The organism is Vibrio sp. 10N.222.55.C6 (assembly GCF_041473395.1).
Taxonomy (GTDB): Bacteria; Pseudomonadota; Gammaproteobacteria; order Enterobacterales; family Vibrionaceae; genus Vibrio; species Vibrio crassostreae_C.
Map to the genome: position 1 here is coordinate 200774 of NZ_JBFRSD010000013.1, position 25579 is coordinate 226352.

Consider the following 25579-nt stretch of genomic DNA (forward strand, 5'->3'; position numbering starts at 1 on the left):
TTTTGTTTTTCAGATTATATGACTAAGAAAGCATTGACCTTACCGTAAGGGAAAGGTTTAAGGTTGAGTGAAACCAACGATGAATTAGGAACTGATTATGGGATGTTGCAATAAAGCGCCAAAAGGTGGAGCCCCTCTTGGCTTGCTTCTAAAAGTAACGCTTGGGATTGGTCTTTGGCTTTGTGGCAGTAGAAGCTATACAGCGCCAGATTTAAGCTAAGAAGTAATAGTATACAGAAGATAGATAGCGCCAAGTTGATATTGGCTCTACAGTTGTTTGTTAGCTTACAACTCTACAGGCATAAGATCCCACGTTTGTGCGTCAGGCTCGCACTTGAATACCCTACAGCCAAATGACTTCAAGAAATCGAGATCATCCTTAACGCGTTGTTCATGTGCTCCCTCTTCGATGCGAGCAACATTGCGGTATACATTAGCTCCAAGGTAAATTTCTTTAATACCTGACTTTGGGACTTTATAACAAAACAAGGGTTGTCCTAGATAACTATTTCTAACCTTATTCCACCTGCCATCATTTGTCAGAAGCTGATCTTCCTTAGTGTGATAGCCAAACTTAAAATCGGTAAGGCTTTTTATGACACGAACTTCTTCTTCATAACCCCACTCTAATGATTTATATAAAAATGCTTGCTTTAAATAGTTCTTAATCTCAGGACTGAAAACCGTCGAAGTTCGTAGTTCATCTAGATGCTTTTGAGATGGCACACCATTTAAGTCTTTATTTTTTGTACTGACATAAATTATCTCACCTAATTGAGCAGGGATTATAAATTCTTGGTTTGAAGTAAGCCCACATTCTTCAGCATCAATACCAATCACAACCCCTCTATGACTATCCCCATAGTGCGACCACATTAGAGAGTTGAGAGGGTTTCTAGTTAACGATGACACCGCATATTTTCGCGAAAAATGCCCTTTGAAAACTCGAACAGCATTACGTGGTGAAATACTACCTGTGGCAGAAAAACCAAAATTTGTCCCCTCAAACGGGTCATTAAGATCCTCTAACCCAGTGAAACCGAGCGAGAGATTCTTAAGCATGAGGACTGCGGAGTTAAAAGACATATATTTATAAAGCATCATACTATTACTACTCAGTTGATATTTTCAATTGTATACAGTTATTAGACCGAAACATTCCCCATTTAAATACAGAATGCTTCTATCTAGTTCTTTATGCCACCAATTGTACTAGCCTTTGTCTTTCCATAACAATCACTTATACCGTTAGATTAGTGATTATCGTGGCAAATATAGAAATTATCCATCTAGCATGATTCACAATAAATCAATAACTTACGTGAGTTGGTATTGTGTTTTGACCATCAGAATCTACCCCTACATCAAAGCTAGTGAAACTCAATAAATCCAATGCTTGACCCTATACGGTAAGGTGTTTATATTGTCGCCCGTCCAACGGGGCACATCCTAAAATGCACACCGGCCATCCTGCCATCACTGGTGCATTTATATTGGTGTTTTGAACTTCCATGCTAACGAAACTTCGTCCTTTTACTCGTGAATCGGGTGCGCTTATGCATCTTTCGATTCCAATCATTTTGACTCAAATAGCTACCCAAGCGATGGGATTTGTCGATACGACAATGGCTGGCCAAGTAAGCCCTGCCGATCTCGCCGCTATTGCACTCGGCACTAGCCTCTGGATTCCGGTGTTGCTGCTACTACGTGGTGTGATTATGGCGTTAACGCCTGTAGTCGCTTACCACCGTGGCGCTCGCGACTTTCAAAGTATCTCTGTTGAATTCTTCCAGATGGTTTGGTTGGCATTAATTGCTAGCGTACTGCTTATCGCTTACTTGGTTAGTGCGAAACCGATCTTAGAATGGATTGGGGTTGCCGCTGAAATCATTCCTATCGGCAGTGACTATGCGTTTGCCCTAGCCTTTGGTGTACCGGGTATTGCCCTGTTCTACACCTTGAACGGCTTCTGTGAAGGTATGAACAACACCAAAGTGCCGATGATCATTTCGGTAATTGGTTTGCTGATTAACATTCCAGTCAACTACGTGCTTATTTACGGTAAGTTGGGCTTCCCTGAAATGGGCGCTGTGGGTTGTGGCTGGGCGACAAGCTTAGTGTATTGGCTAATGTCGGGCATGCTATATTCCTACATTAAAGGCCATCATCATTACAAAACCATCATCAGCTTTACAGACGCTAAGCCAAAAGCAAAAGAGATGCATCATCTTTTAAGGTTAGGTTTACCTATCGGGATGAACATTGCAGTGTGTGGCAGTATCTTTGCGGTTATCGCATTGATGATCGGCCGTATTGGTGCCGAGAATGTGGCAGCGGCGCAAATCGCTCTCAATATATCGAGCCTCACTTATGTGATCCCGATGAGTATCTCGTTTGGCATTACGATTCGTGTTGGACACGCTTTGGGTGAAAAAGATGAACTTGGCGCGATTGAACGCAGCAAAGTCGGTATCTTGGTTGCGGCGTTGATTTCATTACTTTCAGTTGCGATGTTCCTTCTGTTCCCTGAGTGGATCATTAGGCTTTACACCACCGACCCTGCAATAAGTGCGACAGCAGCGGTATTGTTGACCTTTACTGCTATGTATCAGTTCAGTGATGCATTGCAAACCTCTGCTAACGGCGCACTGCGTGGTTATAAAGATACTAAGATCCCGATGATCTTAGCTATCGCTTCATACTGGGGCTTAGCGTTACCACTGGGTATGGTGTTGGGCTTAACAGACCACATTGTTCCAGCAATGGGTGAAGAAGGCTTTTGGATTGGTATTCTAACGGGCTTGAGTGTGTCAGCTGCGTTGATGTTGCTTCGCTTGCGATACGTAATTAAGAAGCGTGACTTGCCACCAGCAGATGCGGTAACAGCAAATTAAGATAAACCAATAAACTGATACAAAAAAGCGTGTTACTGCCATTGGCGATAACGCGCTTTTTATTCGAAGTCTTAAAATCAGTTACAGGGTTCGGTTTAACAATTGTTGTTTACAATACGAACTGTACACTCACATCCTTCATCAGGACATTGGCTGCCATTTGTTCGGCCAAAAGAGTCATAAAGAACAAAGCAACCTTGGCGCGTCTCTAGATCCGCATCCGTTATGTTCGTACTATCTAATTCAGCTTGGGTAAAGTCGTATTCATACCCGATCACAGTGTGTCGATTACCAAAATCAGAAGTTAAGCTGTCATCATCTGATAAGGTCATAAAATCGATCATCGTCAATTTGTCGCCCGACTCCCCTCGGCTTTCCGGACAAAGTGTGCCCCAGTCAACCTCAACACTACCGATACCAAAATCGATCACATAGTTGCTCTGATCTCCTGGGTTTGATGCATCAGGGTTAAGCCCAACGATAATAGCTTTAGAAGTCACTTGCGTGATCACGCCTTCCATCGCACCCGCAACACCTTCAAGTACCGCTTCTCTCGCTGATTCCTGAATACCAAGGAATCTTGGAGCAGCCGTTACCGCTAATACTCCGAGTATCACGATCACGATGATTAATTCCATTAAAGTAAATCCGTTTTTCGTCATGACATCCGCATCTTTTGATAACTTAAACATTCAATAACCCAATGAATTACCTATAACTATACACCTCAAATAGGACTCATAACACTCCACGGCTATCGCTTTTTATAACGCTGGTTGTGGTATTTGTTCCCTTTAGAGGCTGAAAAGATAACTGGAAGCGTTATCACATAAGGTGTCAGCGGGTTTAAATTCGATCAAATGCGTGGTGCAACTGAAAGTATCGATGGAAGAAGGTTTAATTGATTTATTTGAACTGAGGCTCGCTGCGTATAATCAAAGTTAGACCATTTTTGAGTCGCCCTTTGTGTTTCTACACTTAAGAAAGCAAGAAATGAAATAGAATCCATAAAAAAGCGCGTTATTGCCATTTGGTAATAACGCGCATCTATAATCGTTGTACGACTATCGCAACATTAGTTCACTGCTTTCACGTAAGGAAGCACTCGGAATCCATCACGTACTTTTTGGCTTGGAATGTAATGACGGAAAGCTAAGTTAAACACACCAGAATCGTTTTCTGTTTTGATGTTGTTTACTGCATCATCACCACAACCAAAGCTTACGGTGTAAGTGCCGTCTGCATTTTTCTCAGCCGTGTTTGAGCTTACGTTCGCCACTTCACCAAACATGAAACCTTGCTTGTTGTAGACCGTTACCGACCAAAACGCTTGTTTTTTAGGGTCATCAAAGGTTGCCTGATGACAAGTGTCTGCCGGGAAGTTGCCAGAGACTTCGTAAATATTGTCATCTAACTGCGCGCCACCCCAACCGATAGCCGCACCCACTGCGTACTTCTCTTTGGTAAACATCTCTTTTGAAGCATCTTCAGGGCTGGTAAACATACCAAACGTCGCCTGAGCACCATCGCGTTTCAGTAGTTTTGGCATTTCCATCTTAAGGTTTTTCTCTACCTCATCGAATGATTTCTCATCCACTTGCATTGCCATGAATTCGCCGTCTGCTTTTGCATCAATGCTCATTTTATCTTGGATTTCATGAACTTCATTTTTCGAGAATGTCGCGTCGGTACGAACAATGACGTAAACGTGATCACCGCTATGAGTAGAAAGATCAAACGTACCTGAACCGTATTGCATTGGCTGAATGCGGTGATCTTCAGTAATCACTTCCATCGACATGTACTTGCCTTCAGGGATCTCAGGTAACGTGACGGTCGCCCCCTTTGATACATTAATTACTGCCATTGAGTAGTAGGTGTCTCGGTTCATTCGAACCACATCCTGTTCATCTGTTGGCGTTAGCTCGCGTTACGTTCCTCTCTTTGATTAAAACACTTAACGACACCAATAAGTTTAGATCCAGCCGAGAAAGCTGTTGTTCGATAGTCATCATAAGACATGCATCTGAGTAATATCACTCGTTAAATAATTGCACCATTGTGACTAACAAACAAGTCTCTGTTTAAACGATGGCATTTATATCCAACTAAAAAGGCGAACCCATCGGTTTAATGCCGTTCACTTAAGAGTGAACGGCATTAAACCTATTGGCTCGCCTTAATCATTTTGTTCGCCAGAATCGTTTAGTCGTTACGAATGGGTGATAACAACTCAGGGTTAACCACCAAATTTCTCACACCGTGGGCGTGATCTTCGTTAAAGTCATTGCCTTCACACCAGCTACCTACTGTCGCGATATTTACTTTCGCGACTTGTGGTCTAACGCTCCATGTTACTTGGAAAGGTGAACCTTGCTCATTATAACCAGGACCCGTTGTAGAGCCTGCGTATTGGATCGCTGAGCCCGTATCTTGTGGGATGTTTGGTGCTTGGTGTAAGCCGTTCACTTTTGAATGTTTAGCGAGCGCTTCAAAGTCGGGTGCTTTGTCGTCATTCACTAATACGTAAACTTGGGTTTCTACACGCAGTTGCGGGTTGGTAATCGCATCGTTAAAACAAGCACCCAGTGTTTCACCCGGTTCAACTTGCGCCGTTGAATAAACATAGTGAACTTCAATGGTGTCACCCGAATGCAAAGAACCATGCTCGCTCGGACAAACCTTGCCCTCAAATGGTTTCAGCTCAGCAGAACTCAGCTTGCCTGTGTATTTAAAGCCACTCTGGAATCCCTTACCATCACCGTTACCAGCGTATTGAGTAAACTCTCCACCTTTATGCTCAGCATTTTTATGGAAGTGAATATTACATAAGTTCATCGCTGTTGAATCAGGGGCATCCGAGAACAGCCTAGTATTTGTACCTTCTAATGAACCCAAATCTCTTGGAGCTTGCGGTCCAAAACCTTGTCCTTGGGTATTTTCAGAAAGCTTTGCTCTTTGTTCTGCGATAACACCATCTGATACAGACTCATGGTTCGCGTCTGATGCATTTGCATGAGCTGACAACATCACCAATGCGGCACTTAAAAACACACTCTTATTCTTCATTTTTCTTCCCTAGAATATTGATAACTAAACCCAAACCGACTTAACAGCAAACATCTTACTATGCTCATAAGTGAATATAAGGCTTGTCTTTGTAAGATTAGATTTCATTGCTTACTTTGGGATGAGTATTAGAACCCTTGATGCATATAACAAGTCAAACAGGGTAAATTCGGCGAGTCCCTTCCAGAACGAATAATTTCCTATTTTCGTTAACCGTCGCCTGACTTCAGCGCTCAGATAAGTGAGCATGATTCTTAGGAACAACGGTGGCCAGATTTAGAAGATCAAAAAAGGCGAACCATCTGGCTCGCCTTCACGTTTCATTCTATCTATTAGGTTGTGGTTCTAAGTTAACGATTTAACCGTTACCGGTGGCAAATATCCCAAACGTCATGACGTTCAATGCATCTGTCACGCCCTCTAGTGATTTAATCACCGTCTTAGTCGGTTTATTATGACGAATAAAATAGCTTCCGATGCCTTTTTCACCGCCACTCTTAGCATCGCTTTCAGTTGTTTCTGTCGCTTCTATTTGAGAAGGCTCCACTGATTCTGGCTCTGCATTGGCGTGAGCTATCGTGTCTTTATTTGAATCAAGGTTAGTGAGTGGTTGATGATTAACGATTGAATCATGGGAAGAATCAACGCTGGTCTCAGCGTTTGTATCCTTTGAAGTCTCGAGATTACTCTCTCCCTCTATACTTTTCGACATAGCGTCTTCGTTGCTCAATGTCTCGTCGTCTAGCTGATGATTACTCGTTGAAGAACAGGCTGTTAAGAAGAACAGGCTAACGATGAATATGAGTAAGTTTCTCATCATAATGATAAAGCACGAATTAATAAAACATTGTTCGATTGTATTTTATTTGGCTGACGACATCCAGTGATAAGCGGAGTAAACACGAACAGTCACGGTCTTGAAGAGTAAACAAAAGCGTACGGGTTTAGTGCTTAAGAATAATAATTCGAGAGCTCAATTAGGTTGCCCGCCGCTTATCATCTGAAAGGTGGTGTCAGTTAGGCTTGGGGATTCACACGCTATAAGCTTAATCTTTACTGGAACACAGTTCAGAGATTCGGTCACACATGGCTTGGTTGACTGCGAAGTGGGTGTTGAGGAATGCCAGTTGGGCAAGTGCCGATTCAGCGGTGCGCTCGTAGCCTTGGGTAAAGGTTGGTAGCAATTGGGCAAACTTAGGGAAGCGTGCTTCTAGCCTTCTATCCGACATAAATTCATCAACGAATTCAGGCTCAGACTGTTCAGTTTGATCCACAAGATCGATCAAACGATCGAGTGCGTAAGATTGAACGAACCGACTGCCCGACAGCTTTTCGCCTCGGTTATAACGAGACATACCCACATAAAGATTGGTTAGAGCCTCACCAATGATCCAATCTTGGGAATTAGTGTCTGTCTCCCCTTTTATTGGTGAAACACAACACTGTGTATCAAATTCATGTTGCTGCCAAACAATACGCCCTTCAGCAAACGGAATGTGCGCTAACTCGTGGGGTTCAAACACTGCAAACTCACAAAAGATTCCGTCAGCGTACAGAACTTTATAGCCATCGACGGTATTTCTCACTGCGTAGTCGATTGAGTGAATATCAGATAGCCAATGCAAACTGTCTAAGAAATACTGCTTGTGCCCTGTTTGCACTATTGCGAAAAAATCGACATCTGAATACTGATCAAGTCGTTCTGTTTCAATACCTACTGAGCCCAATCCCAGCAAAGCATGAGCCTTACCCGATGCTTCCAAAGACTCCCCAATCGCATCTAAACGCTGGAGTAATTTTTCTGGTGTGTTTATGTGTCTTATCTGTATCACTTTGTCCGTCTGCATTGCTCAATCCCTATCAAGTTGAATGCCACTCAACCTAACTGATAGTTAGAACATCTAAGAAGCTTAATTTATAAAATGTGTGTTTTGGATAACGATCTGTGCAAGTTATTGTTTGAATTAAGGTGGGATTTAGAGGTGAGAAAGAGTGTGTACAAGCTATAAACAACACTCTTCTATCATGACTTATCTTTTTAGCAGCTCATATTTGCAACAACGTTGACGCCATCCATGCTCACGAAGTTTGCTTTTCTTCCAAGCTCTCGCGTCTGCCGACATGTGAACAGAGACCGTAAAACCCAATTTTGCACTCATGATACCGATCGACATGCCTAGATTACCCGTTGAACCTACCGCAATGCTGTATTGTTGGAAGAAGTTACGAAACTCAGGTTCGAGCAGCTTGCTGTAGTCATCGCTCTCACACAGTAACCCCGCTTCAATCGCAAGCTTCTCGGCATGTGTTAGTACTTCATAAATACCACCACGCGCTTTGATTGAACCTGAAATCGGCAAATGGCTGTCTTTCTTCATCATCAAACGCCCTTTTATTGGCTGCTGATAATGTGCTCCCAATGCTGATTTCATAGATGGAATGTCAACAAGCTCAGACTCGATGATGCCATTGGTCGCTTGAGTTTCAGGAAACGCCTTGGCTAGATAAGGAGCAAACCTTTGCAGCCTCATGCTCGCATCGTGAATATCTTGTTCGCCTAAACCCACATAAAGCAAACCGCGCTCCAGAGTCGTCACATTTGGGTTAAACCAAACCACTTCTTCCAATGCAATCAATTGTTGAAGCAGTGGGAAGTCCGAGATGAGCTTGTCGATATTTAATACAGTCATGGGTGACTTTTCTGGCTAAGCGCGTACTGCGCAGGTTCAATCATTAGTAAACCTATTTAAACGGTATTTGTGTAATCATTCAATGATCTGTAGGCTAGCCTGTCTTCTCATAAGCAAACAGTAGAACAACCTATGAGCGCCTCTCTTCGTAATAGCATTTTCGTGATGTTAGGGATTCTATTCCTAGCACTTAACCTTCGTGGGCCTTTTACGAGCTTGGCTCCTGTGCTTTCTCAGGTTATGGAAGGCCTCAACCTTACGTCATCGGCTGCTGGCTTCTTAACAGCTTTGCCACTGTTAACTTTTGCCTTATTCTCACCATTAGTCACCAAGATATCCCAACGAATTGGTCTAGAGCCTAGCCTGTTATTAGGCTTAGTTCTGATCACTACGGGTATTACACTGCGCTCTTTTGGAGCAATTCCGACGTTATACATCGGCACAGTAATGATTGGACTTGGTATCGCGATTGGTAACGTATTGTTGCCCGTTGTAGTGAAAATTAGCTTCCCTACTCGTATTGCGACCGTTACTTCTTTGTACATTTTTACGATGGGCATCGGTTCGACGTTAGGCTCAAGTTTGATGGTGCCGTTTTCAAATATAACCTTATTCACGATCACGGGTTGGCAGTTAGCACTGTTAATGAACCTAATATTCCCAATATTAGCTTTGATGATCTGGTTGCCTAAAATCAGAAAGCGTTCTTCTTCAGCAACCAATAACAAGCATCAAGAAAAGCCTATTCCGATGAAGAAAATGATCAAGAGTGGCGTTGCATGGCAAGTGACACTAGCCCTTGGGCTTAACTCATTTACCTTCTACTCTTTGGCAGGCTGGCTTCCACAGATCTTGAACGACCTTGGCTACAGCGAAATCGATGCGGGTTACATCTACGGATTTCTACAATTTTCGACTATGGTTCCGGGATTGCTGTTACTGCCGTTCTTAGGTAAAAGCGATAACCAACAATGGCTTATCACTCTGTGTGCATCGAGTGTATTTGTCGGACTGATTGGCCTGTTGTATTTACCTGAGTTTGCGATTTTTTGGGTGGGACTGTTTGGATTAGCCAACTGCTCGACGTTTATTATTGCTCTCTCTTTTGTCGGCTTACGTACATCGAATAGCAGCCAAGCCGCATCGCTGTCGGGTATGGCGCAAGGAATTGGTTATGCTTTAGCGGCAACAGGTCCAACGCTGGTGGGTAAGCTTCATGCTCAAACCGATTCTTGGAGCGTTCCCATTCTGCTGATCGCATCTGTTGCATTTGCGTGCACGATTTTCGCGGCATTGGCAGCACGAGACAAAAAAGTGAGCGTTTAGGACAAACAGAATGGTTATGGCGTCGCGACTTTATTGCTCGCGACTGTATTTGCTCGCGACTGTATTGCTGACGACGGTTTTGATGTATTCACTTGGCGACAAACCAAACTTCCCTTTAAAGCGCTGACTAAAACGCCCTTCCGATTGGTAACCGCAAGACTGAGCCAACATCGCCACATTCTGCTGCCCGTTTTGCATCAGATAAAGCGCGTGACTCAAGCGAACTTCAGCCAAAACCTCTCGATATTGCATGCCTTCAAGTTTCAATTTTCGGATAAGCGTGGCGCGGCTCATCGCAAAGCGCTCTGCTACCGACTCTAACGGATGTTTCTCGTCCGGTGAATGTGAAAGGTAGTGGCTGAGTTTCTGGCTAAACGAGACGTTTGAGCTAATAAACAATCGATGCAGTACGCCCTTCTCGGCTAATTGCTGGTATAAGCCCTGCAACCAAAACTGCTGGGTCTCTTTACTCATGCTTTGTCTATCAAAGGAAAACAGAGCATTGAGTGAATCTTGTAAGCTACGATCCGCTTGTACTTTAGGCAGCCCCAGATCATTCGAGCGTTCCTCACTTAAATCAAGCATCGCCTGAGAAGGTTGGAATTGAAAGCTGAACACTCGTGATAAGAAGCGCCCTTTGTGGGGCATGTTCTCAAAACTTAGTGAAGCTGATGCCTCACACAACAGCAGCTCAGAATGTGAGAGTTCTGCCGCTGAATCTTTCCAAAACAGGCGCTTACTGCCTGTAATGATCTGAATGATACTAGGAGATAGAATCCTCACATTACGCAGTTTTTGTAACTGCTCTGCACGAAAGATCGTCACTTGATATTGATGATTCATCTCATCTCCCTTGTTTACTTATTATGTACGTGTATAAGCTTTTAACGTACATAAGCTATTAACGTGTGTAAGTTGTAGTCAGTTTCGCTTTATCTAAAGCCATGCTGTTCAACGTGAACCCAACTACAGCCGACGGCGTGTTTTCGTCTAGGTTAAGTTTGTCCGTTGGTAATGCCCAAACCGTGAATTGATAACGGTGCATACCATCTTTTTCTGGAGGACAAGCGCCACCGAAACCTACCGTTCCATAATCGATGCGGCCTTCTTTGCCACCCACTTTAGAGATATCGACACCGCGAGGTAGCTCGCTCACTGTTGCTGGAATATCAAACACGACCCAGTGCCAGAAACCACTTTCAGTCGGAGCATCTGGATCATAAGCCGTGATTGCAAAGCTTTTGGTTCCTGCTGGAGCATCTTTCCACATCAACTGCGGTGACAAGTTCTCGCCGTCACAACCCCAACTTGAATATTCAAACGTCTTCGCCATTGGGTGACCTTCTTGAATATCATTACTCGTTAATTCGAATGCCTGAGCCGAGCCAGCTGTTAAGATACTAAGTGCCAATACTGATTTAATGAGTGTTTTCATGGTGGTTCCTCTGATTAGGTATGAGCCCAGTATAGTCCCCTCCATCCGCCCAACAATGACAATAAGTACACAATTATCTAGTTTAATCCATTCAAATGATACTTACTGTATTTTTAATTTATTATTTTAAAACATGACCCACTCGACAATTTGTTGTTAAAGGAACACTTGTTGACATTCAGGTTACAAATCACGTCCAAAACTCTTTAGACTCGCCCCACGACTTTTAACGAGAATGATTGGATGCGCAGGTTTACATTAGCCCTTGGCTTGATCTTTTGGCTCCCAACTCTAGCCAATGCCCAAAGTTTGCAAGACAAGTGGCAAACCCTGTATCAACTGAGCTGGCAATCATCCCCAATCCTAGTATCTCAACAAGAGTTGGCTCAGTATCCGAAAGTTCTGCTTCATGAACGTAGCCGCTATCCTGATTTCAACCAATTCAGTTGGGACGACATCGCAGCGTTAGCGTCAATACAAGATCACTGCCGAGCGATTGAAAGCAATAACCCTACATTAGATGATGCTATCGAGTTTGAGCTCGCTTTGTGTCAGCAACAAGCATTGGATTCCATTTGGTTTGCAGCACACTCCAAACGACACCCTGCAGGTGGCAGTTTTGCTGATCGTTATTTAGCCGCTTACCCAGATGTGACCGAGCAGATACGCCCATTTTTGAGTCTTACCAACCCTCAGCACCCTTTATATAGCAAGCTAGAAAACCTAAGTGCACAAGGCAGAGAAGCACTGCTCAGTGGATACCGAGCTTGGCAACAAGATGATGTGCTTTGGTTAAGTGGCGAGCAAGGCTGGAAAGCCACTCCCTTAGATGTTTGGCAACCTATCGCAGAGCAACAAGAGGTATCTTTGGCAGGTGAAACCTGTACTTTTCGTTACAGTAACGTGTGCTTAAACGAGCCTAGCAATGACAATCTGATCATGAAAACCTTGATCTTTACATTGCTGCTAACGTTGCTTTCCGGGCTCGCTAGAGTCTTATACCTAAGAACAAAACAACGAAAAGAGAGGCAGTTCGTTTTACAGCTTCTTACTCATGAACTGCGCACGCCTATTACTAGCCTAGGCTTAACCGTCGAAATGTTTAGAAATCGCTACGATGACTTTTCTGATGAAACTCAAAGTGCGGTTTGGCGTTTAATATCTGACTATCAAAGGCTTTCTCAGCTCACCGAAAACAGCAAAGTGTACCTAAGTTCGGATCAGTCAGAGCCTTTGTTGAAGCAAAACGCTTCATTAGAAGAGTGGCTCGATCATGTCTGTGAAAAGCACAATATTTCTTATCAATGTGAAGCGCGTGAAGTTGAACTGAACCTTCCCTATTACTGGCTAACCATCTGCTTGGATAATCTAATCAAGAATGCCAAACAACATGGTAAAGGTGAGGTTTTGGTAAAGGTCGAACTCGGTGACAAGCTGACGATTGAGGTACAAGACGAGGGGCACTTCCCTTCACCGATACAACGGCTCATGTCTGGTGTCACGCCAAGTGAAACGCACGAACTGGATAACATGGGCATTGGCCTGACTATTGTCGAGCACTTGATGAAGCAAGCGAATGGCCGCCTCATTATTCTTCGTAACCCAACCCGATGTATTTTGGAAATTGCTTATGAACACCCTACTGCTGATTGAAGACGACCAACTGCTTGGACAAGGCCTCGTCAGCTTCTTTGAATCCAATGGTTACCAATGCCTTTGGGCGAAGGATTCAGAGAATGCCAGTAAGAAATGGTTTCGAGCCGATCTTGTGATACTGGATCGACAGCTTGAAGATGGGGACAGCTTGCAACACCTTCCAAACTGGTTGCTCCTCAAAGCGCTGCCTGTGATTGTGTTGACCGCTAAAGTAGAAGTTCAACAACGTGTTGAAGGTTTAATGGCGGGTGCCAAAGACTATGTGACTAAACCATTTTCGAACGACGAATTACTCGCTCGAGTCATTACCCAGCTACGTCCGTTAGGTGTGAGCCAACTAAATTACGCCAACATTGAAGTCCGCTTGTCTGAACGAATCGCTTATTTGGATGAAAGCCCGATCACGTTAAAACCTAAAGAGTTCCAGTTATTGGTCTTGTTTGTTCAGAACCAAAGTCGTGTGTTTCATCGTGATGAGTTACTCAATAATATTTGGGGTTATCAAGCCTTTCCAAGTACCCGAACCGTGGATAATCACATACTGCGCTTGCGCCAGAAGCTGCCAACCCTAAAGATCGAAACACATCGCGGCGTTGGTTACCGCTTAGCTGGGGAATCATAATGAGAGTCACTTCGTTAATCGCATTGATCTGCGCTTTGCCGTTTGCGTGTCACGCCGCTTGGTTTACCAACACGCCATTACAACATACGTATCAATCTCTGCTTGATGAACAACCTCAAGTCGCGTGGCAAGAGCTTCAAATCGCACTCAATCAACAAACACTTGATAGTGAGCTTTGGTTGCCAGTTAAACAAGAGATACTGAGCCAAACTCAATGCGGAACTTCACTAAGACAAGACACTGAGACGAAACATCACATTCAAGTTAGCTTCATTCGACGCTACGGCCTGTCATCGCACGGTTATCAAATCAAAGTCTCTGCCGAGCAACTCAGCAAAGGCTCAGAAACTCAAACTCTTTCTTTGGTATCGCCTAAAGGTAAAGTCCTTCTCGATGGGCAACTCGCTTCCAATAATGAGTATCAAGAGATTGAAACCAATGAAATGTTCATCAAACCCGAATCTGGTGTTTATCAACTAAAGATAGGTTCAAATCACTACCCTATTATTGTCGCTTTAAATAACAGTAATCGATGGCTGACGCTCGAAAGTAAACTCAGCGAACCACATATCGTGCTCTCGCCTCCAAAGGTGATCGACAACTGCCCCGACGCTAACGTGAGTTGGCAATGGTTTGATGAAAACTACAACCTTCTGGGTTACAAAGTGCCAATCAAAACAGCGCAAGCACCCGTTCCCACAGAAAGTCCACTTGGAACCAAAGCCAAGCACTTGAGTGCTTCGGTTGAAATGTTTGAATACCAAGGCGCTATTGAAGTCCAATATGTGCAGCGCGTCGCCGTGCCTTTCTAATGGAAAACCACTAAAGCCAAACAGAAAATAGAGACATATAGGTGACAAAGCACTAGCGCTACTTAGGTGTAATAACCGTAGTTACCCTTTACGGAATCTAAATATGCTCAGCGTACGTCACCCACTCAATCTTTCTAATTTTGCCATTGTGGCTTTAACAACAGCTTGTCTGTTTTCATCCAACGCACAAGCGAGCCAAATAACGCTCACCAGTAACAACAATACCGTCGCTACCTCATCGAATACTTTAGAGGTCGATTGGAACGGCTTAAGCGTTAACAGTGCTGCTCTCACCGTTGATAGCCAACCACAGAAAGCGACCAATCTGGTCATTGGCTTTTCCGATAAAGCTGACTCAGCAAAAATCGCCACTTGGACCTTAGTACCCAGTGGAATAAACGTTAAGGCAGAGCTTAATCAAGACCAGCTCACTTTTCAGTTCAGCTTACCTTCAAATATACAGGTGAAACGAAACAAACCCATCGAATTGGCGTGGTTTGATCTTGCCGAACAACAAACTCAGACACTATTTCTTCCGTTTAGTGAAGGTATGCGCGTGCCTACTGACAACAAGCTTTGGGCAAGTTATCTCGTCGGTAACCATTCTGGAAGTAACACTACTCAAGACTTGAAGATGCCTTTTTGGACAGTACAGCAAAACAATCATTTCATTAGCTATCAAATGGTTAATGCAACCAACAATCAACTGCTCTTTCCAGATGCATCCTCTAATGCTTCCTCAAATACAAAAACCAAAATTGATATGAAGGCAGCACACCAATTTACGATGCTCAATCAGTCACAACCTTTTCTTGTTCGTATCACCCTCGGAGACTCGTGGTTAGATGGTGCCAAACAATACCGAGATTGGCGCATCAATAATGACCAGTCTGATACGCTTGTAGCAAAGCAAAAGCGCAATCCAGATGTGACTAAGTTGATCGGCGCGAGCCACGTTTACCTATTTGGCAAAGACCCATTAAGCATCCAAGATGTGAGTGACTGGTGGGGATTGAAAACATGGTATCTAGAGGGCTCTAAACTAAGCGTTTCTGCGGAAGCGAAAAGAGAACTGTCGTCACTATCTAAGGGTAAAGGTTGGTTCAGTCAGTATCACAAACAACTATTGTTGGACTCTATTATCCAGTCATTGCAGGTGTTATATCCTGTTGGTAATCCGACACTCGAAGACAACACGATTAAAGCGCAATACAAAGCAGCACAGGATAAGAAGAACTGGTTGCTAAAGCACGCTTCCCCGTACCTAAACTCGTCAGATACTTGGGGACAAGCGTTGTCTTCAGACATGGTCGCTAATCTAAATAAGGCAGGTTTAAAAAAACTGTGGCTAGGATTCGACAATTGGATGCCAGCATTCTATCAACCTAACGCTGTGGGTCTGGCAAAACAGTCCGGATATCTGGTCGGTACTTACGATTCCTACAACACCGCAATTCCTGCGAAGCTCAATGACAACTGGCTAACCGCTCAATTACCAGAGCCGATGCGTCAAAGTTGTGCGATTGAACTAGCGGATGGGAGTTTGAAAAAAGGATTTCGTGGAAACGGCTTTTACTTAAACCCGAACTGCCATTTAGAATACGTAAAACAGCGTGCTCAAGACATTATGAGATTCGGCAACTTCAACAGCTTGTTCTTAGATGTTGATGCAACCGCCATGGCACGTGAAGATTACCGCGTCTCTATAGACAGTAATGGCAATACAAACGACGAATCAGACATGCTTTCTGCGTTCAACAACCGAATGAAGTGGCTTAGCGAGCAACCTTCGTTAGTATTAGGCTCTGAAGACGGCAACAGCCTAACAACAAAAGGCATCGCGTTTGCACACGGCTTAGAAACGGTTGGTTTTGGTTGGACAGACAAAGACATGAAAGAGAACCGCCAATCTCCCTATTACTTAGGTCGTTGGTACCCAGACCACAAGCCTGACTTCTTCTTTAAGCCGGCCGAGGTTAAAGAGCCCTATAAGTCGCTACTGTTTTCGCCACAATATCGAATTCCACTTTACCAAGCCGTTTTCCATGATGAAGTAATCAATACGCACCATTGGCATTCAGACAGCCTCAAGTTCACTAATGTACAAGCAGAACGTGACTTAACCGCCATGCTATACAACACACCACCGATGGTTCACTTGACCAGAGATGAAGCTTTATCAAGTTCAAGCCAGAGAATCAAAGCACTCAAACACTATCAAGATGGCTTTGAACCAATGCACGAACAGTTATGGGATAAACAGTTGGTCGATTTCGAATGGTTAGTTAAGAACGGCGATGTTCAACAAACGAAGTTCAGTGACGGAAGTAAGATCATTGCCAATTTTTCAGATCAAACCTTTCATCAGAGAGGCCTTAAAGTCTCGCCGAGCGCTATAAAAGCCGTATTGAGCAACGGACAAACGTTAGAGTGGAAATCAGAGCCTAACTAGTTTGAACGTGCCGTTTTTAAGCCTCACCTTATTCACTATTACGGGTTAGCAGGTAGTGTTGTTAACGAGCAAAAATCCACACCTTTGACACTCAGGTACCAATCCCAATCGACACCTAATTCTCTCTATTTTTGTACAAGAAAATTGGGTGCCGACCACAATTTCAAACACAGATGTTTTCACATAAATCTCAAAAGTGATATCAATGCTTATATTGAATGATAATAATACAAAAGAGATATTTTTGATGAAAAAGACCCTACTCACTTGCTGTGCCCTTCTTGCCTTTTCTTCTTCGGCAATCGCTAATGTTCAGTTTTCGAATCCAGAAGGAGCTTTAGGCGAACCTTCTAATTACTCTCAATACCAAAATGTTTTGTCAGTTTCTGAACTTCAAATTTCAGATCCAAACGGAAAGAAAGGCAACAAAGACTATTTTGCGCTCGATAATAACTACGACGGCATTGTGAACAACAACTTCTATGTCGACAAAGAAAGTGAAGCGCTAGTCTTTACCATGAAGAATGACCACCTGCGCAACGAGCTACGCGTTCAGGAAAACTTCCGCACAGACTTAACAAATGAAACATACACATTAAGTTCGGAGGTGGAGATCATAAAACCTGAAGAGTCGATGAAGAACTCAGACTCTAAGCAAGACGAGATTACATTCCTACAAGTACATAACAAAGGCTTAGATGATCTTGGTACTCACAATGTCCCTCACCCTTTGCTTCGTGTTGTATGGAAACGTGACAATAATGGTATTGAAGGGCATTTCTGGGCAATCATTAAAAACAACGCTGTAATTTGTAAAGGATCGTTCGGCAAGAAAAACCAAGACAAGGAAATGTGCAAATCAGACGTAGCATATTCTCAATATGATTTAGGCAAAGCACCACAAGGCAAACCAACAGCATTTGATTTAATCGTGGGTGATAAGAAACTTATTGTTGACGTAAACGGTGAACGTAAAGTTGAGCAGGATATTGACTACTGGCGTCACCTATTAAGCTACTTCAAAGCTGGCGTATACAACCAATTTACGAATGGACAAAGTGAAGCTCACTTCTACAAGCTAGAGTACAAAGAGAAAAAGAGCTAGTTCGGTACTTAGCCTACAACTACATTAGCAATCAGAAAAAAACGAACTTGTTAACAAGTTCGTTTTTCTCTTTTCAATGTTATTGGTCATTGTCAATGAATTACAACTAATCAACAGTTAGGCAGCCGATTCCTTCTGTTGCTCCCAATACAATATGCCTTTATTTCGTTATTTGATTGGCTCTATTTTGAAAAGCAGTCAGTAGATAGTCGATAAAGACCTTCTTACGTTTCGGCATCAACTGCCTGTCTGCATACACTAGGCTTACTGAAACTTCCGGCATCTCATATTCAGGTAACAGACGAATCAGCTTACCTGTCTTAAAGTGTTCCCGACAAATGAATTCAGGAAGCACCGCCAAGCCGAGCCCATCCACACACGCTGTTAGGCATGCCGTGATGGTATTCACCCGCAACTGACACGGTAGATCGATCAAAATCGACTCTCCGCCTTCTAATTGTAAATGCCACTTGGGTAGACGCGCGGCCTTGTTCACCACCTCAATCATTCTGAATGGCGGTTCAAGATCATCGGGTGAAGAGACGTCATCGAACTGCTCTAAATACTCAGGGCTGGCTGCCAATACACGCTTTGATGTTGTGAGGTAGCGAGAAACCAAGCTCGAGTCCACTAGCTCACCAATTTGTGCGTAAAGATCGATCCCCTCCGCAATGATGTCGACTTCTCGATTCGACAGTTCTAAGTTCAAAGTCACGTTTGGGTGCTCTTTTAGGAAGCTGTGGATGTATTTAGCTAATACTTGATGCCCCAATTCGACAGGCAACACAACATTTAACTGCCCTCGGATCAAATCCTGATTGGCTGAAACCTCTAGCTCAGCTTGGTTCATGATCTCTTGCATCTGCATGCTCGACTGATAAAAGCGCTCACCCTCTGGCGTTAAGACTAAACTTCGTGTCGAACGAGTGATCAACCTCACACCTAGATGCTGTTCCAGCTCGTCTAGCTTTCGGCTGACGGTCGACTTGGTCATGTTCAATGCTTCAGCTGCGTGCGTGAAACTCCCACAATCAACAACTTGTGTAAAAACAGTCACAGCATTTAAGTCCATCGTACTTCTCCCAAAGCGCCATTAGTTAGATTTTTGCAACAGTGTTTCCCTTTTTTCCTATCTTATCAATCAATCGAATTCATTTACAATTCGTTACATCTAAATAAAAACAAAATGAGAAAGAAAAAATGACAGAGAACAACAACGCTTCGCAAACAGTAAGCACAAAAAAACGTAAAAAAGCTCCGCTTATTGCTACTGCGATCATGCTGTCATTGGGTTTAGCCGGTGCTGGATACTGGTACGGCTATGGCCAGTACTTTGAATCTACCGACAATGCCTACCTACAAGGCGACATCACGAATATTAGCCCTAAGGTCTCTGGCTATATTGTTAAGTCTTATGTGAGTGATAACCAATCGGTTAAAGAAGGTGATTTGCTGGTTCAAATCGATGACCGTGATTACCAGTCAGCACTCGCTCAAGCAAACGCCCATTTAAGCGTCGTGCAATCAGACGTCAAAAATCTAGTGGCACAACAAACGTTACAACGTAGCAAGATCAATCAAGCAGAAAGCCGCGTTGATTCTGCACAAGCTGAATACGAACGCGCGATTCAACAAGTGGTACGTTCTCGTAGCTTACTAAAGCGTAACTACGCGTCTCAAGATGAAGTCGATAGCATGGTTGCACAACAAAAAGTAACTCAGGCAGATTTAGAAGAAGCAAAAGCAAACCTCGTTGCAACCAATGACCAATTAACCGTTATCGCTAGTGAGATTGAGCAAGCAAATGCATCCGTGACCGAAGCTCAAGCCCAGAGAGATCAAGCACAGCTTAACCTTGATTACACCAAAATTTACGCGCCAGCAGATGGCGTGATTGGTAAACGCAGCGTACGTGAAGGCTTGCTGATTCAAGCAGGCGCACCACTGATGAGCTTGGTACCAAACAACCAAGTGTGGATTGAAGCCAACTTCAAAGAGACACAGCTAAGTGGTATTCACAAAGGTCAGACGGTTGAAGTAGAGCTGGATGCGTTCCCGGGGCAGCCTCTTGAAGGTGTGGTAGACAGTTTCTCCCCTGCGACTGGCGCTAAATTTGCGCTCCTACCACCAGAAAACGCGACCGGTAACTTCACTAAAATCGTTCAACGTGTACCGGTTAAAATTACTATTCCAGATCAGCAAGAGTTGAAAGGTCGACTGCTTCCTGGTTTGTCTGTGGTAGCGACCATCGATAAACGAGGCTAGACCATGAGTAACGCTGGTGTTGTCACCCAAACAAATGATGATGACGAGGTTTCGAGACGCCATTGGATCGCCCTATTTGGCGGCTTGATTGGCGCGTTTATGGCGATCTTGGATATTCAGATCACCAACTCGTCTCTCAAAGATATTCAAGGTGCGCTATCAGCCACCTTGGATGAAAGCTCGTGGATCTCTACGTCTTACCTAGTCGCAGAGATGATCGCTATCCCACTCAGTGGTTGGCTTTCTAAAGCGCTCGGTAAACGCCGTTATATCACGTGGACGACAGCCATTTTCACCATTTCATCTTTGTTGTGTTCGTTCTCTTGGAACATGACCTCGATGATCGTTTTCCGCGCGATGCAAGGCTTCAGTGGTGGTGCTCTAATCCCGCTTGCTTTCTCGCTGGTGATTCAGTTATTGCCGGTCAACAAGCGTGCTGTGGGTATGGCACTGTTTGGTGTAACCGCGACCTTTGCTCCATCGATTGGCCCTACCTTTGGTGGCTGGCTGACGGAGAACTTCTCGTGGCACTATATTTTCTACATCAATATTCCGCCAGCTTTGCTTGTGATCACCATGATCCGATATGGCTTGGACGATGAAAAGCTCGACCTTGGCACGCTGAAAAAAGCCGATTGGTTTGGTATCGCCACCATGGCATTAGGGCTAGGTTGTTTGGAAGTGGTGTTAGAAGAAGGTAACCGTGAAGAGTGGTTCAGTTCGAGCTTTATTATTGGCTTGAGTATCGTGTCGGCGGTGAGTTTGGTTTACTTCGTGATAAACGAACTCCAACACAAGAAGCCATTGGTTAACCTGCGGCTATTGCGGGATGGGCAATTTGCGATGTCTTGTATCGCCTATTTGATTCTAGGAATGGCATTGCTCGGCTCTATCTATGTTCTACCGATGTATCTCACTCAAATTCAGCAATATAACGCGATGGAAATTGGTGAAGTGCTAATGTGGATGGGTTTCCCACAGCTTCTGATATTCCCAATTGTGCCAAAGCTAACACAGATCATTAAGCCTAAGTACTTGGTTACCTTTGGCTTCGCGATGTTCGGTTTTAGTTGTTACGTAAATACACACATGACAATCGATTTTGGCGGGCAACAGCTGATTTTATCTATGGTTCTGCGTGCTATTGGTAGTCCGTTCATCATGGTTCCGCTGTCTTTGGTTGCCATGAAGAACATCAGCAAAATGGACACGCCAGACGCATCAACGTTAACCAACGTAATGCGGAACTTAGGGGGCGCTTTCAGCATCGCGATTATCGCTACACTATTGGATAACAAAACCCGTGAGCACTTAGCACACATCAAGGAGTCGCTACCTTCAGTGAGTCAACTTGGTTGGCAGACGCTTCAGCAACAACAAGCGTTTTTCATTCAGTCAGGAAGTGATGCCGCAACTGCGATGCAACAAGCACAAGCAAGTTTGCTCGGCACAATGCAACGTGACGCAGCCATCATGGCTTACAATGATGTGTTCTTAATGATGACGGCGTTCTTGGCTCTAGCGGCAGTATTGATTCTAAACATGCGTGATTAACGCTAGAGTTTCGGTAAATAAAACTTCAAGCAAAGAACAACATTTCGAATAAAAACTCGAACAATAAAACAGATAGGTGAGCTTATCGGCTTGCCTCTTTTTTATTTCTAAAACACGTATAACCCCACTAAAATCAGGTAAAAGTCACCTGCGTTTGAAGGCTTTCATAAATGTTATCTAATACTCTTTAATTACCAATAGTTTATTGAGTGTTTGTATGTGATATAGGCACCTTGACAATGTGCAACTTGACACCTAAATTAAAAAATAACATTTGGTATTAAGGAAAATGGATTTGACCTTACCAACAGACCTTCGAATTTTGATCGTCGACGACTCTAAAAGCGCAACAATACTTATTAAGCAGCAACTGGCTAGTTTGGGAGTTTCGCGCGACTGTATTTTTATTGCGACCGACTATCGAAAAGCCATTAAAGCGGTCGAGACACACTCTTTTCATGTACTCCTCATTGACTACCACTTAGAACAGTCTTTTACTGGCTTTGAGCTGTTGGGCATTCTGTATCGAAATCGCCTCATCGATCATACGGTGGCGACAATCTTGCTCTCTGGGGATATGCGTCAGGAAACAGTATTAACCGCCCTTTCAGGTGAAGCACACCACTTCGTTTCTAAACCGATTAATACTCAAACGTTGGGTAAAAAGATCCAAAGTGCCGTGTCCGTTTCAAAGAAACTCACCCAACTGAATGATTTGTATCCCATTGCCAGTCAAGAGAGATTAGCTCAAGCTTTGGCGATCTCCCCTAATGGTACTAGCGTTCAGTTCGAAGCGACATTGATTGAACATTTAATTGCAGGTAAGAAATGGCAGTTACTCTCTAGCGTCATTAACAACTCCAAAACCAACATGCACCCAACCAAATTGGTGGCTGAGGCGCTGATTCTCGACAGCTTAGGCAAGCCAAATTTAGCCATAGATAAGCTCCACAATTTTCTAATAGCACAGCCACTCTCATTGAGCGTGATTGACTGCTTAAGCTGTATCTATGAAAAACATAAAATGCTGCTGCCTGCTCTTAAATTAGCGATTCGTGCATTTGAGATGACTCCCAGCATCAGCCATCGTGCAATCAGGGCCATCGACTTAGCTGAGAACGCAGATAACACACATATGATCATAAAGTTAGGTGAGATGTATGCAACCCACATTTCAGCTGCTGACATTGATGTCATCCATTCCATTGGTGCGCACTTTAATTCCTTAAAAGCAACGTATCAGCGCGAGACGCAACTAAAGTACAAACGTATTTTGCTTGAGCACGCCAACCAATTCACCGAGTTGGTAAACCTGAAACTTCCGGTAAAACAACAGCAGCAAGTTTTGGCCAGCCTTGCCCTATTTCAGAGCAGCATATTGCTCATCGAAAATAGCCCTCAGATTGCCCACAAAAAAGTGATTAGAGCTTCGACACTGTTAGCGAACAATTTCCACAGCCAACCGACTTATTTGCTCACTCAGTTATTACCCATGCTCGCCCACTTTGGTGAGTACTCTCTTTATCATTTAACAGTGGAATGTCTCAAATCTCGTGGAGAAGCCATAAATCACCAACTTGAGTCCAAAAATGTCGACCCTTCAACGTGTATAAACATTGAAAATTTGGGTTCGATCCAAGAAATAAAGGACTACATTCACAGTTACCCATATTCAGTTGCCGCCAAACTTGACTATATATACGCCGTCAATAAAGCTCATATAGATGAGAAACTTAGCGACGACTATCTAGAAGAAATCTTACAGTTAGAACTTCCTCCAAAATGGAATCAATGGATTAGTGATTCATCAAGGTATGGTTTTTCCACTAAGCCGCCTAGCCCATTTTCAACATTCAGCCGACAGGAGTCCACATGCTAGACTTTGATGCTTTAAACGCCTATTTAGACAATGACAGAGACGTCATTTACGCCGTTTTGTCTACATATCAAGAAGACCATGGCAATTCGCTACAAGAGATCGAAGAGTTGGTTCAACAACAAGATTGGGGCAAGCTTCATTTTACCGTGCACACCTTAAAAGGCATTTTAGCCAGCTTTGGTGAAGAAACGGCCACAGTTGCATTAGAAAGAGTAGAACAAAACACACTCAATAAGCTTGCGCCGCAAGATGATGATCTTTCGGTTATCTACAGCGAAATGAAGATCATTAATCAGCAAATCGATGAGGTTCTTAGCACTTATTAGTCGATAGAATTAAAACGTGCATGGCGATACTTAACAGCCGACACAGCTAAAAGAGTTGAGGTGCTTGGAAACATTGAACCTCGACTCTTAACATTTTTCTCATCATTTCTCCTCTCAATTATAGTTCTAACCCACACCTATAAATTCACGTCATTTATCTAGATAAACCGATGTATAACACATGCTTTATAAACTATCCGTCTTAATGTTTTAAACGAAAAACCAACACACTTGATGAGATGCAAAATGGTTAAATATTTGTAGATCTTTTTGTGACATAAACATACGAAATTGCATTTTATTTATTGGTAAAGAAGAAATTGTTATCTACAATCTAATGAAACCAAGCGTTAATCACTTGGTGGCATAATAAAAAAAACTAAAACGTTCAGTCGGCTAGATAAGGACAAGGAAATGAACAACGATAGTTTTGCTGCGTTTCAGGGGCTCACGGATGAAACACCCATTACCGAATCATTTTCTACCAGTGCAGACCCTTATGCTCATTATCTGAAAGATATTGTTGGCATTGATCTGCTGTCGCGTGAAGATGAGGTGTATTACGCAAAATTGAATCGCGCGGGTGAGAAAAAAGCGCGTGATGTAATGATCGAATCAAACCTGCGCCTTGTTGTGAAAATCGCAAAGAGTTACCTAAAACGTAAAGGCAATAATTTCACCCTGCTCGACCTGATCGAGGAAGGCAACATTGGCTTGATTAAGGCCATCGACAAATACGATCCAGAACCAGGCTATCGTTTTTCAACCTATGCTGTTTGGTGGATCCGCGAAAACATTGAAGCCGCACTCATGAACACGGGTCGAACCGTTCGATTGCCAGCCCACGTGTGTAAAGAAATAAACAGCCTCGCCTCAAAAAAGCTCGATGCAAGCAAAAAAATGAGTAAAGAGGTTTCAATTTCTGAGCTATCAGACAGTTCAGGTGTAAAGGCCGAACGCGTCGATCAACTGGTGGCGTTAAGCGGGTTTATTGACGTGACGACAACGGTTGGAACTAGCCATGCGCCTATGGTGCTTGATCAATGCGAAAGTGAATATATCCCAGACCCTCAACAAGATTGTGAGGATCAATCCTTTACCCAAGCTCTAGAACAAATCATCTATACACTTCCTCCAAAATTACAAAAGGTGCTCATCCACCGTTTTGGTTTCTTTGATAACAAGGTGAAAACGCTGTCTGAGGTCGGACAAATGTTGGATGTGAATGTTTCTAATGAACGTGTTAGACAAATGCAGAAAGAAGCGGTCGAAAGAATTCAAAAACGACTCAAATTTGATGGTTGGGTGTAAGTCGTAGCCCAGTTGAGAATTAGTTGAAAATAACGTTAAGCCAAAACAAAGACCTTTAGGGTGAGCCTCCAAGCTTGCCCTTTTTGTTTGCTGATTCGTTAGAAAAATAAAAAAATCGTAAGCACACGAACCCTAAGTCGCTAATGCCTAATGCCTAATGCCTAATGCCTAATGAAAAATGAA

The 25579-nt window shown here is 43.5% G+C and carries 20 protein-coding genes and 2 pseudogenes; 12 read left to right on the forward strand and 10 right to left on the reverse strand.

The genetic code is table 11. The annotated features are described in order from the left end of the window. Positions 1–285: 285 nt before the first annotated feature. Entirely contained in the window at positions 286–1104 is an 819-nt protein-coding gene (locus tag AB4486_RS11510; protein WP_241907072.1) for a DUF2971 domain-containing protein, read from the reverse strand. Positions 1105–1511: 407 nt separating this feature from the next. Between AB4486_RS11510 and AB4486_RS11515 the strand changes: the two genes are divergently transcribed. Further along, the gene (locus AB4486_RS11515; protein WP_372117217.1) at positions 1512–2894 is read left to right on the forward strand and encodes an MATE family efflux transporter; all 1383 of its coding nucleotides are present in this window, start codon (positions 1512–1514) and stop codon (positions 2892–2894) included. Positions 2895–2989: 95 nt separating this feature from the next. On the opposite strand, the gene AB4486_RS11520 is transcribed toward AB4486_RS11515, so the two are convergent. The 6 genes and pseudogenes from AB4486_RS11520 to AB4486_RS11545 form a co-directional block, all read right to left on the reverse strand. Next, positions 2990–3532 carry a type II secretion system protein gene (locus tag AB4486_RS11520; protein ID WP_372102666.1) on the reverse strand — a complete coding sequence of 181 codons (543 nt, stop codon included), beginning with the start codon at positions 3530–3532 and terminating at the stop codon, positions 2990–2992. 437 nt (positions 3533–3969) lie between these two features. Next, a pseudogene (locus AB4486_RS11525) lies at positions 3970–4824 on the reverse strand (DUF1254 domain-containing protein); the annotation flags it as partial. A 275-nt stretch (positions 4825–5099) separates the two neighbouring features. After that, the gene (locus tag AB4486_RS11530) at positions 5100–5963 is read right to left on the reverse strand and encodes a delta-class carbonic anhydrase (RefSeq protein WP_372117219.1); all 864 of its coding nucleotides are present in this window, start codon (positions 5961–5963) and stop codon (positions 5100–5102) included. Between the two features lie 358 nt (positions 5964–6321). Then, entirely contained in the window at positions 6322–6783 is a 462-nt protein-coding gene (locus AB4486_RS11535; protein WP_029235242.1) for a hypothetical protein, read from the reverse strand. Between the two features lie 226 nt (positions 6784–7009). After that, a complete protein-coding gene (locus tag AB4486_RS11540) occupies positions 7010–7810 on the reverse strand; it encodes a hypothetical protein (RefSeq protein ID WP_372107119.1) in 801 nt (266 codons plus the stop codon). A 225-nt stretch (positions 7811–8035) separates the two neighbouring features. Further along, positions 8036–8653, reverse strand: a pseudogene (locus AB4486_RS11545) (D-serine ammonia-lyase); the annotation flags it as partial. Positions 8654–8785: 132 nt separating this feature from the next. Between AB4486_RS11545 and AB4486_RS11550 the strand changes: the two are divergent. Next, positions 8786–9979: an MFS transporter gene (locus tag AB4486_RS11550; protein ID WP_372117221.1), complete on the forward strand. Its 1194-nt coding sequence runs from the start codon at positions 8786–8788 to the stop codon at positions 9977–9979. Positions 9980–10009: 30 nt separating this feature from the next. Here the strand turns inward: AB4486_RS11550 and AB4486_RS11555 are convergent, their stop codons facing one another. Both AB4486_RS11555 and AB4486_RS11560 read right to left on the reverse strand, forming a co-directional pair. After that, complete coding sequence (locus AB4486_RS11555) at positions 10010–10822, reverse strand: helix-turn-helix transcriptional regulator (RefSeq protein ID WP_372117223.1); 813 nt, start codon at positions 10820–10822, stop codon at positions 10010–10012. Between the two features lie 58 nt (positions 10823–10880). Then, positions 10881–11414: a YbhB/YbcL family Raf kinase inhibitor-like protein gene (locus AB4486_RS11560; protein ID WP_372117224.1), complete on the reverse strand. Its 534-nt coding sequence runs from the start codon at positions 11412–11414 to the stop codon at positions 10881–10883. A gap of 243 nt (positions 11415–11657) precedes the next feature. Between AB4486_RS11560 and AB4486_RS11565 the strand changes: the two genes are divergently transcribed. From AB4486_RS11565 to AB4486_RS11585, 5 genes are all read left to right on the forward strand, one after another. After that, positions 11658–13067: a DUF3404 domain-containing protein gene (locus tag AB4486_RS11565; protein WP_372117226.1), complete on the forward strand. Its 1410-nt coding sequence runs from the start codon at positions 11658–11660 to the stop codon at positions 13065–13067. Continuing rightward, entirely contained in the window at positions 13045–13692 is a 648-nt protein-coding gene (locus AB4486_RS11570) for a response regulator transcription factor (protein WP_372117227.1), read from the forward strand. The genes AB4486_RS11565 and AB4486_RS11570 overlap by 23 nt, the downstream gene beginning before the upstream one ends. Next, positions 13692–14504, forward strand: coding sequence for a DUF2861 family protein (locus tag AB4486_RS11575; RefSeq protein ID WP_372117229.1), 813 nt, complete (start codon positions 13692–13694; stop codon positions 14502–14504). The genes AB4486_RS11570 and AB4486_RS11575 overlap by 1 nt, the downstream gene beginning before the upstream one ends. A 103-nt stretch (positions 14505–14607) precedes the next feature. Further along, a complete protein-coding gene (locus tag AB4486_RS11580; protein WP_372117231.1) occupies positions 14608–16956 on the forward strand; it encodes a glycoside hydrolase in 2349 nt (782 codons plus the stop codon). A gap of 247 nt (positions 16957–17203) precedes the next feature. Continuing rightward, entirely contained in the window at positions 17204–18061 is an 858-nt protein-coding gene (locus AB4486_RS11585) for a polysaccharide lyase family 7 protein (RefSeq protein ID WP_372117232.1), read from the forward strand. A gap of 160 nt (positions 18062–18221) precedes the next feature. Here the strand turns inward: AB4486_RS11585 and AB4486_RS11590 are convergent, their stop codons facing one another. Beyond that, positions 18222–19133 carry a LysR family transcriptional regulator gene (locus tag AB4486_RS11590; RefSeq protein ID WP_017060504.1) on the reverse strand — a complete coding sequence of 304 codons (912 nt, stop codon included), beginning with the start codon at positions 19131–19133 and terminating at the stop codon, positions 18222–18224. Positions 19134–19261: 128 nt separating this feature from the next. Here AB4486_RS11590 and AB4486_RS11595 point away from each other — a divergent pair, with 128 nt between their 5' ends. From AB4486_RS11595 to AB4486_RS11615, 5 genes are all read left to right on the forward strand, one after another. Continuing rightward, positions 19262–20326 carry an HlyD family secretion protein gene (locus AB4486_RS11595; RefSeq protein ID WP_017072190.1) on the forward strand — a complete coding sequence of 355 codons (1065 nt, stop codon included), beginning with the start codon at positions 19262–19264 and terminating at the stop codon, positions 20324–20326. 3 nt (positions 20327–20329) lie between these two features. Next, positions 20330–21880, forward strand: a complete 1551-nt coding sequence (locus AB4486_RS11600; protein WP_017060506.1) for a DHA2 family efflux MFS transporter permease subunit — start codon at positions 20330–20332, stop codon at positions 21878–21880. A 289-nt stretch (positions 21881–22169) separates the two neighbouring features. Then, positions 22170–23759 carry a response regulator gene (locus AB4486_RS11605; RefSeq protein WP_017064673.1) on the forward strand — a complete coding sequence of 530 codons (1590 nt, stop codon included), beginning with the start codon at positions 22170–22172 and terminating at the stop codon, positions 23757–23759. Then, complete coding sequence (locus tag AB4486_RS11610) at positions 23753–24085, forward strand: Hpt domain-containing protein (RefSeq protein ID WP_017060508.1); 333 nt, start codon at positions 23753–23755, stop codon at positions 24083–24085. The genes AB4486_RS11605 and AB4486_RS11610 overlap by 7 nt, the downstream gene beginning before the upstream one ends. A 414-nt stretch (positions 24086–24499) precedes the next feature. Beyond that, the gene (locus tag AB4486_RS11615; protein WP_229647550.1) at positions 24500–25396 is read left to right on the forward strand and encodes an RNA polymerase sigma factor RpoD/SigA; all 897 of its coding nucleotides are present in this window, start codon (positions 24500–24502) and stop codon (positions 25394–25396) included. The last annotated feature ends 183 nt before the right edge of the window (positions 25397–25579 follow it).

Bases quoted from the DNA above. Each gene is read 5' to 3' on its own strand.
- AB4486_RS11510 (WP_241907072.1), bottom strand. From the start codon at position 1,104: ATGATGCTTTATAAATATATGTCTTTTAACTCCGCAGTCCTCATGCTT.
- AB4486_RS11515 (WP_372117217.1), top strand. From the start codon at position 1,512: ATGCTAACGAAACTTCGTCCTTTTACTCGTGAATCGGGTGCGCTTATG.
- AB4486_RS11520 (WP_372102666.1), bottom strand. From the start codon at position 3,532: ATGGAATTAATCATCGTGATCGTGATACTCGGAGTATTAGCGGTAACG.
- AB4486_RS11530 (WP_372117219.1), bottom strand. From the start codon at position 5,963: ATGAAGAATAAGAGTGTGTTTTTAAGTGCCGCATTGGTGATGTTGTCA.
- AB4486_RS11535 (WP_029235242.1), bottom strand. From the start codon at position 6,783: ATGATGAGAAACTTACTCATATTCATCGTTAGCCTGTTCTTCTTAACA.
- AB4486_RS11540 (WP_372107119.1), bottom strand. From the start codon at position 7,810: ATGCAGACGGACAAAGTGATACAGATAAGACACATAAACACACCAGAA.
- AB4486_RS11550 (WP_372117221.1), top strand. From the start codon at position 8,786: ATGAGCGCCTCTCTTCGTAATAGCATTTTCGTGATGTTAGGGATTCTA.
- AB4486_RS11555 (WP_372117223.1), bottom strand. From the start codon at position 10,822: ATGAATCATCAATATCAAGTGACGATCTTTCGTGCAGAGCAGTTACAA.
- AB4486_RS11560 (WP_372117224.1), bottom strand. From the start codon at position 11,414: ATGAAAACACTCATTAAATCAGTATTGGCACTTAGTATCTTAACAGCT.
- AB4486_RS11565 (WP_372117226.1), top strand. From the start codon at position 11,658: ATGCGCAGGTTTACATTAGCCCTTGGCTTGATCTTTTGGCTCCCAACT.
- AB4486_RS11570 (WP_372117227.1), top strand. From the start codon at position 13,045: ATGAACACCCTACTGCTGATTGAAGACGACCAACTGCTTGGACAAGGC.
- AB4486_RS11575 (WP_372117229.1), top strand. From the start codon at position 13,692: ATGAGAGTCACTTCGTTAATCGCATTGATCTGCGCTTTGCCGTTTGCG.
- AB4486_RS11580 (WP_372117231.1), top strand. From the start codon at position 14,608: ATGCTCAGCGTACGTCACCCACTCAATCTTTCTAATTTTGCCATTGTG.
- AB4486_RS11585 (WP_372117232.1), top strand. From the start codon at position 17,204: ATGAAAAAGACCCTACTCACTTGCTGTGCCCTTCTTGCCTTTTCTTCT.
- AB4486_RS11590 (WP_017060504.1), bottom strand. From the start codon at position 19,133: ATGGACTTAAATGCTGTGACTGTTTTTACACAAGTTGTTGATTGTGGG.
- AB4486_RS11595 (WP_017072190.1), top strand. From the start codon at position 19,262: ATGACAGAGAACAACAACGCTTCGCAAACAGTAAGCACAAAAAAACGT.
- AB4486_RS11600 (WP_017060506.1), top strand. From the start codon at position 20,330: ATGAGTAACGCTGGTGTTGTCACCCAAACAAATGATGATGACGAGGTT.
- AB4486_RS11605 (WP_017064673.1), top strand. From the start codon at position 22,170: ATGGATTTGACCTTACCAACAGACCTTCGAATTTTGATCGTCGACGAC.
- AB4486_RS11610 (WP_017060508.1), top strand. From the start codon at position 23,753: ATGCTAGACTTTGATGCTTTAAACGCCTATTTAGACAATGACAGAGAC.
- AB4486_RS11615 (WP_229647550.1), top strand. From the start codon at position 24,500: ATGAACAACGATAGTTTTGCTGCGTTTCAGGGGCTCACGGATGAAACA.